General features: G+C 71.8%; 16 protein-coding genes. 8 read left to right on the plus strand and 8 right to left on the minus strand.

Annotation, left to right across the window (positions count from 1 at the left end; translation table 11 throughout):
- The first annotated feature begins 3 nt into the window (after positions 1-3).
- The 7 genes from AB0M46_RS34615 to AB0M46_RS34645 all read left to right on the plus strand — a co-directional run bounded on the left by AB0M46_RS34615 (position 4) and on the right by AB0M46_RS34645 (position 7,138).
- The gene (locus AB0M46_RS34615) at positions 4-735 is read left to right on the plus strand and encodes a response regulator transcription factor (protein ID WP_363343075.1); all 732 of its coding nucleotides are present in this window, start codon (positions 4-6) and stop codon (positions 733-735) included.
- On the plus strand, positions 732-2,303 hold the full coding sequence (locus AB0M46_RS34620) for a HAMP domain-containing sensor histidine kinase (protein ID WP_363343077.1): 1,572 nt from the start codon (positions 732-734) through the stop codon (positions 2,301-2,303). Before AB0M46_RS34615 ends, AB0M46_RS34620 begins: the two co-directional genes overlap by 4 nt.
- A 36-nt stretch (positions 2,304-2,339) precedes the next feature.
- Positions 2,340-3,575: an efflux RND transporter periplasmic adaptor subunit gene (locus AB0M46_RS34625; protein ID WP_363343079.1), complete on the plus strand. Its 1,236-nt coding sequence runs from the start codon at positions 2,340-2,342 to the stop codon at positions 3,573-3,575.
- A 1-nt stretch (position 3,576) separates the two neighbouring features.
- Positions 3,577-4,311 carry an ABC transporter ATP-binding protein gene (locus AB0M46_RS34630; protein ID WP_363343081.1) on the plus strand — a complete coding sequence of 245 codons (735 nt, stop codon included), beginning with the start codon at positions 3,577-3,579 and terminating at the stop codon, positions 4,309-4,311.
- The gene (locus tag AB0M46_RS34635; protein ID WP_363343083.1) at positions 4,308-5,525 is read left to right on the plus strand and encodes an ABC transporter permease; all 1,218 of its coding nucleotides are present in this window, start codon (positions 4,308-4,310) and stop codon (positions 5,523-5,525) included. The genes AB0M46_RS34630 and AB0M46_RS34635 overlap by 4 nt, the downstream gene beginning before the upstream one ends.
- Positions 5,526-5,624: 99 nt before the next feature.
- A complete protein-coding gene (locus tag AB0M46_RS34640) occupies positions 5,625-6,317 on the plus strand; it encodes a hypothetical protein (RefSeq protein WP_363343085.1) in 693 nt (230 codons plus the stop codon).
- A gap of 23 nt (positions 6,318-6,340) precedes the next feature.
- On the plus strand, positions 6,341-7,138 hold the full coding sequence (locus AB0M46_RS34645) for an oxygenase MpaB family protein (protein WP_363343087.1): 798 nt from the start codon (positions 6,341-6,343) through the stop codon (positions 7,136-7,138).
- Between the two features lie 140 nt (positions 7,139-7,278).
- Here AB0M46_RS34645 and ccsB read toward each other — a convergent pair whose 3' ends face one another.
- From ccsB to hemL, 6 genes are read right to left on the minus strand one after another with little or no spacing between them, the layout of a single operon-like run.
- Positions 7,279-8,241, minus strand: coding sequence for a c-type cytochrome biogenesis protein CcsB (ccsB, locus tag AB0M46_RS34650; protein WP_363343088.1), 963 nt, complete (start codon positions 8,239-8,241; stop codon positions 7,279-7,281).
- Entirely contained in the window at positions 8,241-9,812 is a 1,572-nt protein-coding gene (locus tag AB0M46_RS34655; protein WP_363343090.1) for a cytochrome c biogenesis protein ResB, read from the minus strand. The genes ccsB and AB0M46_RS34655 overlap by 1 nt, the downstream gene beginning before the upstream one ends.
- Entirely contained in the window at positions 9,812-10,555 is a 744-nt protein-coding gene (locus AB0M46_RS34660; RefSeq protein ID WP_363343092.1) for a cytochrome c biogenesis protein CcdA, read from the minus strand. Before AB0M46_RS34660 ends, AB0M46_RS34655 begins: the two co-directional genes overlap by 1 nt.
- Before the next feature lie 12 nt (positions 10,556-10,567).
- Positions 10,568-11,110, minus strand: a complete 543-nt coding sequence (locus tag AB0M46_RS34665; RefSeq protein ID WP_363343094.1) for a TlpA disulfide reductase family protein — start codon at positions 11,108-11,110, stop codon at positions 10,568-10,570.
- A 2-nt stretch (positions 11,111-11,112) separates the two neighbouring features.
- A complete protein-coding gene (locus AB0M46_RS34670) occupies positions 11,113-11,757 on the minus strand; it encodes a histidine phosphatase family protein (RefSeq protein WP_363343096.1) in 645 nt (214 codons plus the stop codon).
- Positions 11,754-13,091 carry a glutamate-1-semialdehyde 2,1-aminomutase gene (hemL, locus tag AB0M46_RS34675; protein WP_363343098.1) on the minus strand — a complete coding sequence of 446 codons (1,338 nt, stop codon included), beginning with the start codon at positions 13,089-13,091 and terminating at the stop codon, positions 11,754-11,756. Before hemL ends, AB0M46_RS34670 begins: the two co-directional genes overlap by 4 nt.
- Positions 13,092-13,191: 100 nt before the next feature.
- Between hemL and AB0M46_RS34680 the strand changes: the two genes are divergently transcribed.
- Positions 13,192-13,515, plus strand: a complete 324-nt coding sequence (locus AB0M46_RS34680; RefSeq protein WP_363343100.1) for an STAS domain-containing protein — start codon at positions 13,192-13,194, stop codon at positions 13,513-13,515.
- Positions 13,516-13,720: 205 nt separating this feature from the next.
- On the opposite strand, the gene AB0M46_RS34685 is transcribed toward AB0M46_RS34680, so the two are convergent.
- Together AB0M46_RS34685 and AB0M46_RS34690 are read right to left on the minus strand one after the other, a co-directional pair.
- Entirely contained in the window at positions 13,721-14,299 is a 579-nt protein-coding gene (locus tag AB0M46_RS34685; RefSeq protein WP_363343102.1) for a response regulator, read from the minus strand.
- A gap of 246 nt (positions 14,300-14,545) precedes the next feature.
- Positions 14,546-17,560: HAMP domain-containing protein (locus AB0M46_RS34690; protein WP_363343104.1), on the minus strand; the 3,015-nt coding region annotated here is incomplete at its 5' end.

Consider the following 17,560-nt stretch of genomic DNA (forward strand, 5'->3'; position numbering starts at 1 on the left):
CCAATGCCCGTAACCGCGTCGCAGGCGACCGAACGCCAGCCCAAGGTCCTCGTCGTCGACGACGAGGCGAGCATCCGCGCGCTGCTGTCGGCCACGCTGCGCCTGACCGGCTTCGAGGTGCGGGTGGCCACGGGCGGCCGGGAGGCGCTGGCCGCCGCCGCGGAGTACGGCCCGGACCTCGTCGTGCTCGACGTGATGATGCCCGACCTGGACGGCTTCGAGGTGGCCCAGCGGCTGCGCACGGGCGGCCGGCCGGTGCCGGTGCTGTTCCTCACCGCGCGGGACTCGGTGGAGGACCGCATCTCCGGGCTGACCGTGGGGGCCGACGACTACGTGGCCAAGCCGTTCAGCCTCGAGGAGGTCGTGCTGCGCATCCGCGCGATCCTGCGCCGCAGCCTCGGCGAGCAGCAGCAGCTGGTCGACGGCGGGGTGCTGCGCTACGCCGACCTGGAGATGGACGAGGACGCCCACGAGGTGCGCCGGGGCGGCATCCGGGTGGACCTCTCGCCGACCGAGTTCAACCTGCTGCGCTACCTGCTGACCAACGCCGGCCGGGTGGTGAGCAAGGCACAGATCCTCGACCGGGTGTGGAACTACGACTTCGGCGGGGACGGGCGGATCGTCGAGTCCTACGTCTACTACCTGCGCCGCAAGATCGACAAGTGGGACCCGCCGCTCATCCACACGGTGCGCGGGGTCGGCTACGCGCTGCGATTGCCGAGAACCGAGGGGTGAGACCTCGGCCGTGGAGACACTGGACGGTCCGCACCCGGATCGTCGTCTCCGTCGTGTCGATCGCCGGCGTGGCCCTCGTCGCCGCGAACCTCATCGGGGTGCTGCTGCTCAACTCGTACCTCAGCGACCGCGTCAACGAGCAGCTCGTCCCGAGGCAGGTCTCGTCCAGCGCCTCCTCCTGGTATCAGGGGCGCCGCGAAGGCGAGTTCAACCCCGGACCCCAGCACGGGGTGTACCTCATCGACGCCAACGGCGCCGTGCTCACCCCCGACCCGCCGGTGGTGGACCCCAAGCTGCTCGGCGACTTCAAGCAGCACGCGGCCGACGGCCAGCCGTTCACCGTCAAGGGCCCGAAGGACGAGTGGCGGGTGCGGATCTTCCCCCTCAACTCCCAGAGCAGGCAGGCCTACGTCGTGCGCGCGATCTCGCTCGCCGACGTCAAGGCCACCCGCGACCAGATGATTCAGTACAGCTCCGGCGTCAGCCTGGCCCTGCTCATCCTGGTCGGCATCGCCACCGCCGCGCTGGTGAGGGTCGGGCTGGCCCCGCTGACGCGCATGGAGGAGGCCGCGGCCGACATCGCCGGCGGCAACCTCTCCCGGCGGGTCGACGACGCCGATACGCACACCGAGTCGGGGCGCCTCGGCATCGCGCTCAACACGATGATGACCCGCATCGAGGGGGCGGTCGACGAGAGCGCCGCCTCGCAGCGCCGGCTGCGGCAGTTCCTCGCCGACGCCGCCCACGAGCTGCGGACCCCGCTCACGAGCGTCCAGGGATTCGCCGAGTTGTACCGCAGGGGAATGGCCCCGCCCGGTCCGGCCCTCGACGAGGCGATGGAGTGCATCGACGCCGAGGTCAGCCGCATGCGCCTGCTCGTCAACGACCTGCTCACCCTGGCCCGCCTCGACGAGGAGCGCCCGCTGCAGCAGGGCCCGGTCGACCTGCTGGCCGTGGCGGCCGACGCGGTGCGCGACGCACACGTGCGGGTGCCGACCCGCTTCGTGCAGCTGGCCGCGCTGCACGAGCGGTCGTCCACCTTCGAGCCGGTCACCGTCGAGGGCGACGAGGCCCGGCTGCGCCAGGTGGTGGCCAACCTGGTGAGCAACGCGCTGCAGCACACGAGCGAGGACACCCAGATCGTGGTCAGGGTCGGCCGGGCCGGCCCGCCGAAGATGCTGCCGATCGCCACCGTCGGCGCGGCGCTGCCCGAGGGCGTCCCGCTGGGCGCCGTCGAGGTGAGCGACACCGGGCCCGGCATGCAGCCGCAGGACGCGGCGCGGGTCTTCGAGCGGCTCTTCCGGGCCGAGGGCTCCCGCTCCCGCAAGACCGGCGGCGCCGGCCTGGGCCTGTCCATCGTCGCCTCGATCGTGCAGGCCCACGGGGGCAGGGTCGAGCTGTGGACGGCCCCCGGCCAGGGCGCGACCTTCCGCGTGCTGCTGCCCGCGCTGGAGATGCCCGACTTCGAGGACGCCGACGACGAGGCCGGCATCGACCTCGACGAGATCCCGGATGAATCCGGTGAAATATGGGCAACGGGATTCCGAGGCAACTCCGAGGTTCGCTGAGGGTCGCTCCGAGCGACGCCCTCCACGATTCCCCTCATGCGTTTGTCGCTGCCGCTGGGCCGGCTCCGGCTCAACTCCGTGGCCCTCGTGAACTCCGCACTCGTGCTGGCCGCGGCCGGGGGAGCCTTCTGGGCGTACCAGATCATCAGCGGCCCGGCCGCGAGCGCCGCGGCCGGGACGACCAGCACGCGCACCCGCACGGTCCAGGTCGCCCAGGGCACGATCTCCCAGACGGTCTCGGCGTCGGGCTCGGTGGCGAGCGCCTCGACCGCGAACGCCAACTTCACCACCTCGGGCACCGTGATCGAGCTCGACGTGAACGTCGGCGACGTCGTCACCAAGGGCCAGGTGCTGGCCAAGGTCGACCCGACCGCCGCGCAGGCCGCGCTGGACACCGCGAAGGCCAACCTCACCGCCGCGAAGGCGGCGCTGACCCGGGACCAGAACAACAGCGCCGACGACGCCACCATCGCCTCGGCCGAGGCGCAGGTCGCCACCGCACAGAGCAACGTCACCTCGGCCACCGCGACGCTGAACGGCACGGTGCTGACCGCCCCGATCGCGGGCACGGTCACCGCGGTCAGCGGCGCGGTGGGCTCCTCCTCGTCCGGCTCCTCCTCCAGCGGCGGCGGCGGGAGCAACGCGAGCGGCGCGGCGAGCTCGGGCTCGAGCTCCGGCAGCGGCTTCGTCCAGCTCGCCGACCTGTCGAAGCTGCAGATCAACGCGAGCTTCGCCGAGGCCGACGCGACCAAGCTCAAGGCCGGCCAGGCGGCCAGCATCACGTGGAGCGCGCTGAGCGGCACGCGGGCCACCGGCAAGGTCAGCACGATCTCGCCCACGGCCACGACCAGCAACAACGTGAACTCCTACGCCGCGGTGATCACGCTGGACTCGCTTCCCGAAGGTGTACGGCTGGGGCAGAGCACGACCGCCGTCGTCACCGTCGCCGAGGCCCAGGACGTCCTGCGCATCCCGAGCGCCGCGCTGCGCACGGCCGGCGGCCAGCGCACCGTCACGGTGCAGGTCAACGGCCAGAACGAGGACCGGCAGGTCGAGGTCGGCATCACCGGCGGCGGCTTCGTCGAGGTCAGGTCCGGGCTGCAGGCCGGCGAGACGGTCGTGATCACCACGACGACGACCAACTCCACCGGCGGCACGAACAACAACCAGTTCCCGGGCGGCGGCTTCACCGGCGGGGGCGGCGGCTTCACCGGGGGCGGTGGTGGCTTCACCGGGGGCGGCGGCGGCTTCTCCGGGCGGGGCGGCAACTGACATGAGCGTGCAGATGACGGCCGAGGCGGCCACGGGGGCGGTGCCGGGCGTGCGCCCGGTGCTCGACATCCAGAACGTCAAGAAGATCTACGGGCAGGGCGAGACCGAGGTCCACGCGCTGCGGGGCGTGACGCTCACCGTCGAGCGCGGCGACTACGTCGCGATCATGGGCTCGTCCGGCTCGGGCAAGTCGACCCTCATGAACATCCTGGGCTGCCTGGACATCCCGAGCTCCGGGAGGTACCTCCTGGACGGCGTCGACGTCAGCCGGCTCAACGACCGCCAGCTGGCCCTCGTGCGCAACCGGCGGATCGGGTTCGTCTTCCAGGCGTTCAACCTCATCGCCCGCACCACGGCGCTGGCCAACGTCGAGCTGCCGCTGGCCTACGCCGGGGTCAAGGCGGCCGAGCGGCGCCGCCGGGCCCGCCTGGCGCTGAACATGGTGGGGCTGGCCGATCGCGAGGGCCACGAGCCCAACCAGCTCTCCGGCGGCCAGCAGCAGCGCGTCGCGGTCGCCCGCGCGCTGGTCACCGCGCCGGCCCTGGTGCTCGCCGACGAGCCCACCGGCAACCTCGACACCCAGTCGACCAACGACGTGCTGGCCGTCTTCGACCGGCTCAGCCACTCGGGCCGGACCATCGTGCTGATCACCCACGAGCCGGACGTCGCGGAGCGCGCGAAGCGACTGATCCGGCTGGTCGACGGACACATCGTCCAGGATGAGCGGCTGCAGTGAACCTCTTCGAGACCATCCGCTTCGCGCTTCGCGCGATCACCGCCAACAAGCTGCGCTCCAGCCTCACCGTGCTGGGCATCCTCATCGGCGTCGCGGCCGTCATCCTGCTCGTCGCGGTCGGCAATGGCTCCGCGCAGGCGGTGCAGCACCAGATCGAGTCGCTCGGCACCAACACGCTGACGGTGACCGCCGGCGCCGGCGGCGGGGCCCGCGGGGCCGCCTCCACCCAGAACACCGCGCTGAACATGGACCTCGTGCCGGCGCTGGAGAACCAGGACGACGCACCGCACGTCAAGAGCGTCTCGCCGGTGGTGACCGGCTCGCAGTCGGCCACCTACGAGGGCACCGACCACACCATCGCGCAGTTCGTCGGCACCTACCCCGGCTACGTCGGCGCCTCCAACTTCAAGATCTCCAAGGGCGCGCTGTTCACCGACGACGACGTCACGCAGTCGCGCAAGGTCGTGGTCATCGGCTCGACCGTCGCCGAGGAGCTCTTCGGCAACGTCGATCCGCTGTCCAAGCAGATCACGGTGTCCGGCAAGCTCTTCACCGTCGTCGGCGTGCTCGCCGCGAAGGGCGGCAGCGGGTTCAACGACCCCAACGACGTCGCCATGGCGCCGGTGAGCGCCGTGCAGGAGTCGCTGACCGGGTACGGCTCGCTCAACCAGCTCCTCGTCCAGGCCACCTCGCCTGACGCGGTCAAGGACGCGCAGTCCGAGATCACCGCCATCCTCAACGCGAAGCTCAACATCAGCGGATCGTCGACGACCTCGGCGTACCGAATCCTCAATCAGTCGCAGTTGCTGGAAACGCGGGCCAACACCGCGCAGACGTTCACGCTCCTGCTCGGGGCCGTGGCCGGCATCAGCCTCCTGGTCGGCGGGATCGGCATCACCAACATCATGATGGTGACCGTCACCGAGCGGACCCGCGAGATCGGCATCCGCAAGGCCCTCGGCGCGCCCAAGCGCACGATCCTCACCCAGTTCCTGGTCGAGGCGACGGTGCTCTCACTCATCGGCGGGCTGCTCGGCGTGGCCGCCGCGGTCGTCGGCAGCCAGTTCACGATCGTCAGCATCAAGCCGGTCATCGTGCCCAGCTCCGTTGCCCTCGCGCTGGGCTTCTCGGTCGCGATCGGCCTGTTCTTCGGCAGCTATCCGGCCAGCCGCGCGGCCGGCCTCCGGCCCATCGAGGCCCTCCGCTATGAGTGATCCCAGCCTCCGCGCGGGCGGGTCCTGGTTGCGTCGCCCGACCCCCCGCGGGCGCCGCAACCCGGTCCCACCCGCACGGCAGTCGACGAGGAGTGTTCCGTGACCCACGCCGCTTCGCCCTTCCGCCGTCCGGACGCCCAGTCGTCCGACTCGCCGTACAGCCGCTCGTACTCCGCGGTGGATCCCTCGCTGGACGACGCCACCGTGGAGGCCGGGGCGTACGGCCCCGCGCTCGCCGACCTGCCGACGATGGAGGTCGTGCGCCAGGCGCCGGGTGTCGACGACGAGCCGGACCTGCTCGCGCAGCCGCCGCTGGACGACGACCTCAACGAGCGGATCGCCAAGTCCGCGCCCCGGCGGCTGGCCAACCGGGCGACGTATGTCCTGGCCGGCCTGGCCCTGCTGGTCGCCGGCTTCGTCGGGGGCGCCCAGGTGCAGAAGAGCTACGGCACCGCCCCGGCGGCCTCCGGCCCGGGTGGCGTCAACCCGGCCGCGCTGGCCAACCGCGGGGGCGGCCAGGGCTTCCCGGGCACCGGCCAGGGCGGCACGGGCCAGGGCGGCACCGGCACCGGCGGGCGCGGCGGCATCACCGGCACGGTCAAGCTGGTCGACGGCACCACGGTCTACGTCGAGTCGGCTGACGGCACGACGTACATCGTCAAGACCAGCGACAAGACCACGGTCTCGGCCCCGGGCGCGCTGAAGGACCTGACCGCCGGCTCCACCGTCACCGTGCAGGGCCAGAACGCCGAAGGCACCGTCACCGCGACCGCGATCACGAAGTCCAAGTAGCGGCCCGTAGCTACCTTGGCGGCGTGCGCCGCTACGACCTGCGAGACCGCGTCGCCGGCCTGGACCCGGTGCGCGACCACGCCGAGATCGTCCGCCTGCTCATGTTCCACGAGTTCCCGTGGGACGTGCGCATGGCCGGACGCCTGATGATCTGGCACCTGTACGCCAACCCGCCCGTCGCCGCCGCGGTGGGCCACACCGACGCCCTGCTGGAGCGGGCCGAGATCACGTCGCTGACCTTCGGCGACCTCGTCGAGCACGGCCTGGACTCCCCGCGCGGCCGGGCGATCCTGCGGTGGGTCAACCGCAGCCACCGCGGCACCCCGGTGACCGCCGAGCACAACGCCTTCGCCCTGGCCGCCCTGGCCGTGACGCTGACCCGCTGGCTGGACCGCTTCGGCTGGCGGCCGCTCACCCCGGGCGAGCGCACCGCGCTGGCCGTGTTCTACGCGGAGCTCGGCCGGCGGATGGGCGTGCGCGCCCTGCCCCGCTCCGCGGAGGCGCTGGCCGGCGAGCTGGAGCGGGCCGAGGCCGGCTTCGCCTTCACCGAGGCCGGGCGGCGATGCAGCGAGCGGACGCTGGCGATGGCGAAGGCCCGGGTCCGGCCGTGGCTGCGCCCGCTGGTCCGCCCGGTCGTGGCCGCCCTGCTGGCCCCGGGCACCCGAGCCGCCGTCGGCCTGCGCCCGCCGCCCCGGCTCGTGCGCCCCGCGGTGCTGGCCGCCCTGGTGGCCCGCCGCTGGGTGGTGCGCCTGCTCCCGCCCCGGGCGACGCCTACCACCCCGCGGACCCGGCGCGGCTTGACCGATCAGACGCCGGGGTAGGAGTGCAGGCCGTTGGCGTCGGCGGCGCCTACCACCCCGCGGACCCGGCGCGGCTTGGCCGATCAGACGCCGGGGTAGGAGTGCAGGCCGTTGGCGTCGGCGGCGCCTACCACCCCGCGGACCCGGCGCGGCTTGGCCGATCAGACGCCGGCGTAGGAGTGCAGGCCGTTGGCGACCAGGTTGACGCCGAAGAGGTTGACCATCATCGTGGCCCAGCCGACCACGGCGATCCAGGAGGTCACGCGGCGGCTCACGCTCGGGGTCGAGCGGGCGTGCAGGTAGCCGGCGTAGACGACCCAGGCGATGAAGGACCAGGACTCCTTCGGGTCCCAGTTCCAGTACCGGCCCCAGGCCGCCTCGGCCCAGATCGCGCCGGCGATGACACCGAAGGTCCAGATCGGGAACCCGAAGGCGTGGACGCGGAAGGTGACCCGCTCGAGGGCGGTGGCCTGCGGGAGGCGCTCGCCGAGGGAGTACGGGAAGCGGGTCTTGCCGGCGTCGTAGCCCGAGCGGATCAGGTGCATCGCGGCGGTGATGAAGCCGACCAGGAAGATGCCCGACGCGATCGAGGCGGCGCCGACGTGGATGACCAGCCAGTACGAGTGCAGGGCCGGGACCAGCGGGCCGACCCGCACGTAGAGGGTCATGCCGGCGATGGAGAGCAGGACGGCGGCGACCAGCGTGACGAAGAGGCCGAGGTGGCGCAGGCCGCTCCAGCGGATCAGCACGACGAGCCAGGCCGTCATGCCGACCAGGGTGGCGGTCAGGACGAACTCGTACATGTTGCCCCACGGGGCCCGGTCGGCCGCGATGCCGCGGGCGACCACCGAGCCGAGGTGTGCCGCGTAGCCGAGGATCGTCAGGACGACGGCGGTGATGCCGGCCCGGCGGGCACCCACGCCCTCGGGCTGGTTCGCCGGCTCGGACGCTTCCGGAATCTCGGCGAGCGTCCCGCCGCCGGCCATCGCGGCGACCGGGACGCGCACGGCCACGCGGGCGACCACGCCGCGCCCGCCGAAGGCGTACTCGATCGCGTAGGCCATCATCGCCAGCACGTAGCTGAAGATCGTGACGACCAACAGATGGTTCGAAATCGCGCCCATCACACAACCTCCTCGACCGTGTCAGTCTGCGCCACTTGCTCCGGCACGCTCGCGGCAGGGGCGGCCGTGCGGACGATCTCGTCGAACTCGTCGGCGAAGCCCGGATAGTCGCTGCGCGGCAGGCCGCCGGCGGTGATGCCGCCGGGACCGATGCGGAAGAAGACCCGGCGGCGCTTGCCGGTGAGCGAGCCGAGCAGGCCGGCCAGCAGGGCGACCGCCCCGCCGAGCACGATCGGCTGGCCCGGGTCGTGGCGGATCGACAGGCTGATCCACTGCTGGGTGCCGACGAACTGGACGGTGGTGCCGTCCGGCAGCGTGCCCGTGCCGCCCGGCTTGAGCATCATCGGCGCGCCGAACTTGGCCAGCCGCCCGGCCTGGATCTGCCGGTCGTCCAGCGTGTACACGGACAGCGGCGCGCCGGCGTCGAAGCCGAGCACCCCGCGGTACGCCTGCAGCATGAGCCTGGGATCGCGCTCGCCCGGGAAGGCCGAGGAGTTCACCGAGGGGTCGGGCGGGACCGTGGGCAGGTAGATGCCGGAGAACCCGATCTGCGCCTTGTCGTCGCGCGCCTTGGTCTGCGGGTTGATGTTCACGTCCGGGAACGTGGCCACGCCCTGGCTGGTCAGCAGCGTGTCGGAAGGCAGGAAGGCGGCGACGTTGGTCGAGACCTTGCCGTACTTGTCGGTGTACTTGAGCACCGGCGCGTACCCGTGCCCGAGCAGCGACACGTTGGCCCCGTCGAGCCGCAGCGGGTCGTTGACCTGCAACAACTGCTTGGACTCGCGGCCGTTCTGCTGGACGTTGATGTCGGCCTTGTAGGCGACCGGCTGGCCGTTGTCCAGGTACGTCGCGTTGAACTTGTCCAGCCGCAGGCAGAAGCGGGGCAGGTCGTTCTCGCCGACCTGGGCGCCCAGGGCGTGCTCGTCGTAGTTCAGCAGCGTGTTGCAGAAGGCGAAGTCGTCGCCCTGCACCAGCAGGCGGTTGCCGTGCCAGCCGAACCAGGAGCCGAATGCCACGCCGAAGAGCAGCGACAGCAGGGCGAAGTGGAAGACCAGGTTGCCGGTCTCCTTGAGGTAGCCCTTCTCGGCGGAGATCTCGACGACGCCGCCGTCCTCGCGCACGGCCGTGCGGAACCTGCGCTTGCGCAGCACCTGGCGGATGCGCTCGGCGTCGCCCGGTGCGGCGGCCGCGGACACGGTGGCGTGCGCCGGCAGCCGGTCGAAATGCCTCGGAGCCTTTGGCGGTACCTTCACCAGCGCCGCGATGTGCCCGCGGAACCGGGGCACGAGGCAGCCGACCAGCGAGACGAAGAGCAGCAGGTAGATCGCGGAGAACCAGGGCGAGCCGTAGACGTCGAAGAAGGAGAGCCGGTCGAGCGTCGGCCCCCACTGCCGGTGCGTGTCCAGGTAGGTGCGCACCTTCTCCGGCGAGACGTTGCGCTGGGGCAGCACCGAGCCCGGGATGGCCGCCACGGCGAGCATGAACAGCAGCACCAGGGCGGTGCGCATGCTGGTCAGCTGGCGCCAGGCGCGGCGGCCCACGGCCACGGCGGTGTGGTAGAGCCAGCGCATCAGATCGGCACCGATCCGGGCCCGACGTTCGACTGCAGGGCGATCACGAAGGTACTCCAGAAGCCGGTGACCAGGGCGAGCCCGACCAGCACGAGCAGTGCGCCGCCGATGCGGGTCACCCAGCGGCTGTTGCGGCGGATGAACTTGATGACCCCGATGAGCCGCTGGAAGCCCAGGCCGACCGCGATGAACGGCAGGCCGATGCCCAGCGAGTACGCGATGGCGAGGGTGACCGCGCGGGCCTGGGAGCCGCTGGTCGAGCCCAGCGCGATCACCGCGCCGAGGGTCGGGCCGGTGCAGGGCGCCCACGACAGCGCGAACACCATGCCGAAGACGGGCGCGCCGACGAGCCCGGCGGCGGGCAGCCTCTGGATCCGCCACTGCCGCGCCAGCCCGGGTATTAGGCCGATGAAGGCCAGGCCCATCACGATCACGGCGATCCCGGCGATCACCTCGATCAGCCGGCGGTGCAGCATCATCGTCATCGCGGCCCGGGTGGCCAGCACGATCAGGCCGATGAACACCGCGGCGAAGCCGGCGATGAACAGCCCGACCCCGGCCAGCACCCGGCCCCGGCGCTGCCCCGAGTCGAGGTCGGCGCCGGCCAGGCCGGTGACGTAGGAGAGGTAGCCGGGCACGAGCGGCAGGATGCAGGGCGACAGGAAGCTCGCCAGGCCGGCCAGCACGGCCACCGCGACGGCGCCCAGCAGCGGCCCGGTCGTGGCGATGCTTCTCCAGTCCATGTCCCGTCCGCCTCAGGCCTGCTCGGCCAGCAGGTCGCGCACGACCGGCTCGAGCAGTGCCTGGTCGATCTGGGAGCGCATCACGGCGGCGATCCGGCCGTCCTTGTCGATCACCAGCGTGGCCGGGATCGAGTTGGGCGGCACGTCGAACTTCAGGGCGAGCGCCGCCGAGGGGTCGAAGATGCTGCCGTACGACGGCTTGATGTCCGCCAGGTAGGCGTTGGCCGGGTCGCGCTGGTCGCGGATGTTCACGCCGATGAAGGTGACGCCCTGGGCCTTGGTGGCGGACAGGACCTTCTCCAGCTCCGGGGCCTCGGTGCGGCAGGGCGCGCAGTACGACGCCCAGAAGTTGACCACCACGACCTGGCCCTTGTGCTGGGCGAGCTCGAACTTGCCGGAGCCGTCCATCAGGTTGCCGCTGATCGCGGGCGCGGCGACCCGGTCGGCCGCCGCGATCTTGCGGCTGCCGAGCGCGTTCTTGGGCGAGCTGCTGGTGCAGGCCCCGACGGCGAGCAGGCTGACGGCGAGGACCATGGCGGCGAGCGTGCGGCGCACCGTTACGCCCCCTTGGCCTGGCGAGCGGACGAGGACAGCGCGACGAGGTGGGCGGCCGGCTCGGAGTACGCGATGCCGACGATCTTGGTGTCCTCGAAGTGGAAGCTGGTGAAGCTGGCCAGCGAGCACTCGCGGCGCCGCGGGTCGTGCCACAGGCGCTTCCGCTCCACGTGCCGGCGCAGCGTCCAGATGGGCAGCTGGTGCGAGACGCAGACCGCCTCATGCCCCTCGGCCGCCTCGCGCGCCGCCATCAGCGCGGCGAACATGCGGGTCGCGATGGCGCTGTAGGCCTCGCCCCAGGACGGGGTCACCGGGTCGCGCAGCACCCACCAGTTGCGCGGGTCGCGCAGCGCGCCGTCGCCCACGCCGACCCGCTTGCCCTCGAAGAAGTTGGCGCTCTCGATCAGCCGGTCGTCGACCGCGATCGGCAGGCCGAGCTGCTCGGCGAACGGCGCCGCGGTCTGCTGGGCCCGCTCCAGGGGGCTGGCGACCAGGTGCGTGATGTCCCGGCCGGCCATCGCCTCGGCGGCCGCCTTGGCCATCTGCACGCCCAGCTCCGACAGGCGGTAGCCGGGCAGGCGGCCGTAGAGCACCTTCTCCGGGTTGTACACCTCGCCGTGGCGCAGCACGTGGACGATCGTCTTCATGCGGCGTTCCCGGCGGCGGCGGCGGCCCGGGCGGCGTGGGGCAGGGCCGCCTCCAGCACCGCCAGCGCCTCGTCGTCGATCGCCGTGGAGACGAACCACGACTCGTAGGCGCTCGGCGGCAGGTATACGCCGCGGTCCAGCATCGCGTGGAAGAAGGCCCGGAACGCGGCCACGTTCTGCGTCTGCGCGTCGGCGAACGAGTGCACCGGCCGGTCCGTGAAGAAGATCGAGAACATGTTGCCGGCCGTGGAGAGCCGGTGCGCTACCCCAGCGGCGGAAAGCGCGTCGGAGGACAGCTTGCCGATCGTGGCCGCGGTGGCGTCGAGCCGGGCGTAGACCTCCGGGGTGGCCAGGCGCAGCGTCGTCAGGCCCGCGGCGCAGGCCAGCGGATTGCCGGACAGGGTGCCCGCCTGGTAGACGGGGCCGGCCGGGGCCAGCCGCGCCATGATCTCGGCCCGCCCGCCGAACGCCGCGGCCGGCATGCCGCCGCCCATGACCTTGCCGAACGTGTAGAGGTCGGCGTCGACCGGCTCCAGCCCCGCCCAGCCCGAGCGGCTGACCCGGAAGCCGGTCATGACCTCGTCGAGGATCAGCAGCGCGCCATGGGCGTGCGCCAGCTCGGCGATCTTGGCGTTGAACCCGTCGCGGGGCGCCACCACGCCCATGTTGCCGGCCGCCGCCTCGGTGATGACCGCCGCGATCTGGTCCCCGTGGGCCGCGAAGGCCGCTTCCAGGGCGGCCACGTCGTTATACGGCAGGACGAGCGTGTCACCGGCCGCCGCCCCCGTCACCCCGGGCGAGTCCGGCAGGGCCAGCGTCGCCACCCCGGACCCGGCCGCGACCAGCAGCGCGTCGACGTGCCCGTGGTAGCACCCGGAGAACTTGACCACCTTCGGCCGCCCGGTGAACCCACGGGCCAGCCGCAGCGCGCTCATGGTCGCCTCGGTGCCCGAGTTGACCAGGCGCACCTGGTCGACCGGCGCGCGGGCGACGATCTCCTCGGCCAGCTCGACCTCGCCGGGCGTCGGCGTGCCGAAGCTGGTGCCGCGCGCCGCCGCGGCGGTGATCGCGGCGATGACCTCGGGGTGGGCGTGGCCGAGGATCAGCGGCCCCCACGAGCAGACGAGGTCCAGATAGCGCCGTCCATCGGCGTCGGTGAGCCAGCAGCCGGAGCCGCTGACCATGAAGCGCGGAGTGCCACCCACCGCCCGGAACGCCCGGACAGGTGAATTCACCCCACCCGGCACGATGGCCTGGGCACGGTCGAACAAGGCCTGCGAGGCCGGTGCGTCGCCCGCGTGCGGGCCGAGACCGGCGGCGTCAATATCGGTCACAGCCTGCCTATTCTGACAGCCGCGCCGGGTGTGCTCCGCGCGGGCCTCGGCCCCGTGTGCCGGACGCCACTACGGCGCTGATCGGATATAGGCTGTGCCGGTGGATCGCCCCGGTCTCTCCGTTTCTGTGCGCCGCACGCCCGCGGAGACCGTGGTGTCACTGACCGGCGAGATCGACATGTCCACCGTGTCCCGCCTGGCGGCCGTCGTCGACGAGGTCCTCTCCGAGCCGCCGGCCCGCGTGGCGCTGGACATGGCCGGCGTGACCTTCTGCGACTCGCAGGGGCTCGGCACGCTGGTGGTGCTGAGCCGCAAGGCGGCGCTGGCGCAGAGCTATCTGGTGCTGGTCAACGTGGGCGCCTTCCTCATCCGCGTCCTGGACATCACCGGCCTGCGCAACGCGTTGATGATCCAGGAGACGTGACGGCTTTTTGTCGCGATAAGTCGGGCGCTGGCGCGCCGCGACTTATCGGATTTATACCCTGACGGGCGGCAAGTCCGAATTGCGCATATTCTGGCCGCGCCGGCCCGCTGTCCCGACAATTCGGGCATCCATGCCGTTCTCCCACAGCACGGTGGCGTCGTATCGGACATATGGGTCGACGGGGTTGGCGTTTCGCGTGAAACGGTCAGAGCCTGGCGCGGGCCTTGGCCAGGGCCGTCATGGCCTTCTCCACCTGCTCGCGGCCCAGCTGGCCGTCCGCCGCCAGGGCCGTTTTGAGCAGCGCGGTCGCCTCGTCGACGGCGACACCCGCGTGGCGCAGCTCCGTCTCCCGGGTGCGGACCAGCTCGGACTGGGCGGCGAGCTGCTGCGTCATCGTCCAGAGCTCGACGAAGACGGAGACCTTGGCCCGCAGTACCCAGGGATCGAACGGCTTGGTGAGGTAGTCCACGGCGCCGGCCGCGTAGCCGCGCAGGGCCAGGTGGGAGTCCCGGTCGGCGGCGGTCAGGAAGATGATCGGGACGTGGCGGGTCCGCTCGCGGCGCTTGATGTGCCGGGCCGTCTCGAAGCCGTCCATGGTGGGCATCTGGGCGTCGAGCAGGATCAGCGCGAAGTCGTCGATGAGCAGGCACTTCAGTGCGTCCTCGCCGCTGTCGGCGCCAACCGTCTGCACGGGCAGGCCCTGCAGGATCGCCTCCAGGGCCAGCAGGTTGTCCCGCCGGTCGTCGACGAGCAGCACCTTCGCGGGCCGATCCGGTCCAGTCAAGAGCGCCGCTCCCTTCGCGTCGTCGAGCCGAGCTCCGCCGAGCCCGAGCCAGCCGGGCCCGGGCGCTCGTCGCGCCGAGCCCGAGGCCCGGACCTGGGCGCGAGCCGCCCCGAGCCCGAGAGCCGGACCCGGGCGCGGGTCGCGCCTGGCCCGAGCGAGCCGGACCCGGGCGTGAGTTGCCCCGAGCCCGAGCGAGCCGGGCCGCGGGCCGGGTCCGGCCCAGGCCATCAGTCCCGAACGGCAAAACTACACCGCGCGGCCGTCACCGTTTACCCACGCGGACATCACGTCAAGCAGCTCGTCGAGGTCGACCGGCTTGGTGATGTAGTCGCTGGCCCCGGCGGCCAGCGAGGACTCGCGGTCGCCCGGCATGGCCTTGGCGGTCAGGAAGACCACGGGCAGGTCGGCGAAGCGCCGGTTGCGCCGGATCGCCAGGGTCGTCTCGTTGCCGTCCTGGTCCGGCATCATCGCGTCCATCAGGACGATGTCCACCCGCGGGTGCTCGGAGAGGATGCGCACGCCGTCGGCGCCGTTGTCGGCGTAGAGCACCGTCATGCCGTGCAGCTCCAGGGCGCTGGTCAGGGCGAAGACGTTGCGCACGTCGTCGTCGATGATGAGCACCGCGGCGCCGTCGAGCTGGTGGGCCGCGCTCGGGCGGCGCTCCGGGGACGGCAGCGGGCGCAGCATCGCGGGGGGCGACGGGAGCGGCCGGGCGGCCGGCGGCAGCGACATCGGCTGGGCCGGGAGCGGGTGCATGGCCGGCATCGCCTCGGTCGCGATCACGTCGGGCAGGAACAGCGTGAACGTCGCGCCGCGCCCGACCTCGGAGGTCACGCCGATCGCGCCGCCGAGCAGGCGGGCCAGCTCGCGGCTGATGGATAGGCCCAGGCCGGTGCCGCCGTACTTGCGGCTCGTCGTGCCGTCCGCCTGCTGGAACGCCTCGAAGATGAGGGCCACCTTGTCGTCGGCGATGCCGATGCCGGTGTCGGACACCGCGAACTCGATCACGCGCCGGGCGCCGGCCAGCGTCGGGGCGGTGAACTCCAGGGCGGGGGAGGCCACCCCGATGCTCAGCGTCACGGAGCCGTGGTCGGTGAACTTCACCGCGTTGGAGATCAGGTTGCGCAGGATCTGCTGGAGCCGCTGCGGGTCGGTCACGATCGCCGGGGGCAGCGTCGCGTCGGTCTTTACCGTGAAGTCCAGGCCCTTGTCCTCGGCCTGCGGGGCGAAGGCCTGCTCGACGTACGACCGGATCTCATCGAACGAAACCTCGCCCGGCTCGACGTCCATCCGGCCGGCCTCGATCTTCGACAGGTCCAGGATGTCGTCGATGAGGGCCAGCAGGTCGGAGCCGGCGTTGTGGATCGTCGCCGCGAACTCGATCTGCCGGGCGCTCAGGTTGGCATCCGGGTTGTCGGCGAGCAGCCGGGACAGCAGCAGCATGGAGTTGAGCGGGGTCCGCAGCTCGTGGCTCATGTTGGCCAGGAATTCCGACTTGTACTGCGAGGCCTGCGCCAACTGCTGCGCCTTCTCCTCCAGGCCGAGGCGCGCCATCTCGATCTCGCGGTTCTGCTTCTCGATGTTGCCCTTCTGCTCTGACAGCAGCGTGGCCTTCTCCTCCAGCTCCGCGTTGGTGCGCTGCAGCTCTGCGGATTGGTCCTGCAGCTCCAGCGCGAGGCGCTGGGACTGCGACAGCAGCTCCTCCGTGCGCCGGTTGGCCAGGATCGTCCTGAGCGCGACGCCGATGGTCACCACGAGCCGGTCGAGGAAGGCCAGGTGCAGCTCGCCGAACGGCGACACGCTGCCGAACTCGATCACGCCCAGCGGCTCGCCCTCGAAGAGCACCGGCAGCACGACCAGGTCGGCCGGCGGGGTCTCGGCCACGCCCGAGCGCACCTGCAGCCGGCTGTCCGGCGCCGCCTTGACCCGGATCACCCGGCGCGACAGCGACGCCTGACCGATCAGGCCCTCGCCCGGGGCGAAGCTGATGTCGGTGCCGGGGGCGACGTAGCCGTACGAGGCCTCCAGGCGCAGCCGCAGCCCGCTGTCCACGTCCGCGCCGGAGAGGAAGAACGCGCCGATCTGCGCGTCGACCAGCGGGGTCACCTCGGCCATGATCATGCGGCAGACCTCGCCGAGGTCGCGCTGGCCCTGCAGCAGGCCGCCAACGCGGGCCAGGTTGGAGTCCAGCCAGCCCTGCTCGGCGTTCTTCTTCGTGGTCTCGCGCAGGGTCACGATCATCTGGTTGATGTTGTCCTTGAGCTCGGCCACCTCGCCGAGCGCCTCGACCGCGATCCGCTGGGTCAGGTCGCCGCGGGTCACGGCGGTGGACACCTGCGAGATGGCACGCAGCTGGGTGGTCAGTGTCGAGGCGAGCTGGTTGACGTTCTCGGTGAGGTCGCGCCAGGTGCCGGAGACGCCACGCACCTGGGCCTGGCCGCCGAGCTTGCCCTCCGAGCCGACCTCGCGGGCCACGCGGGTGACCTCGTCGGCGAAGGACGAGAGCTGGTCGACCATGGTGTTCACGGTGCTCTTGAGCTCGAGGATCTCGCCGTGCGCGTCGACCGTGATCTTCTGGGACAGGTCGCCGCGGGCCACGGCCGTGGTGACCTGGGCGATGTTGCGGACCTGGCTGGTCAGGTTGGACGCCATCGAGTTGACGTTGTCGGTGAGGTCGCGCCAGGTGCCCGACACGCCCTTCACCTGGGCCTGGCCGCCGAGCTTGCCTTCGGTGCCGACCTCGCGGGCCACCCGGGTGACCTCGTCGGCGAACGAGGAGAGCTGGTCGACCATCGTGTTCACGGTGGACTTCAGGGCCAGGATCTCGCCCTGGGCGTCGACCGTGATCTTCTGGGACAGGTCGCCGCGGGCCACGGCGGTGGCCACCTGCGAGATGTTGCGGACCTGGGCGGTCAGGTTCGACGCCATGAAGTTGACGTTGTCGGTCAGGTCGCGCCAGGTGCCGGCCACCCCGCGCACCTGGGCCTGGCCGCCGAGCTTGCCTTCGGTGCCGACCTCGCGGGCCACGCGGGTGACCTCGTCGGCGAACGACGAGAGCTGGTCGACCATGGTGTTGACGGTGCTCTTGAGCTCGAGGATCTCGCCGCGGGCGTCGACCGTGATCTTCTGGGACAGGTCGCCGCGGGCGACAGCGGTGGCCACCTGGGCGATGTTGCGGACCTGGCTGGTCAGGTTTGAGGCCATGAAGTTGACGTTGTCGGTGAGGTCGCGCCAGGTGCCGGCGACGCCGGTGACCTGGGC

The organism is Dactylosporangium sp. NPDC051485 (assembly GCF_040682015.1).
Taxonomy (GTDB): Bacteria; Actinomycetota; Actinomycetes; order Mycobacteriales; family Micromonosporaceae; genus Dactylosporangium.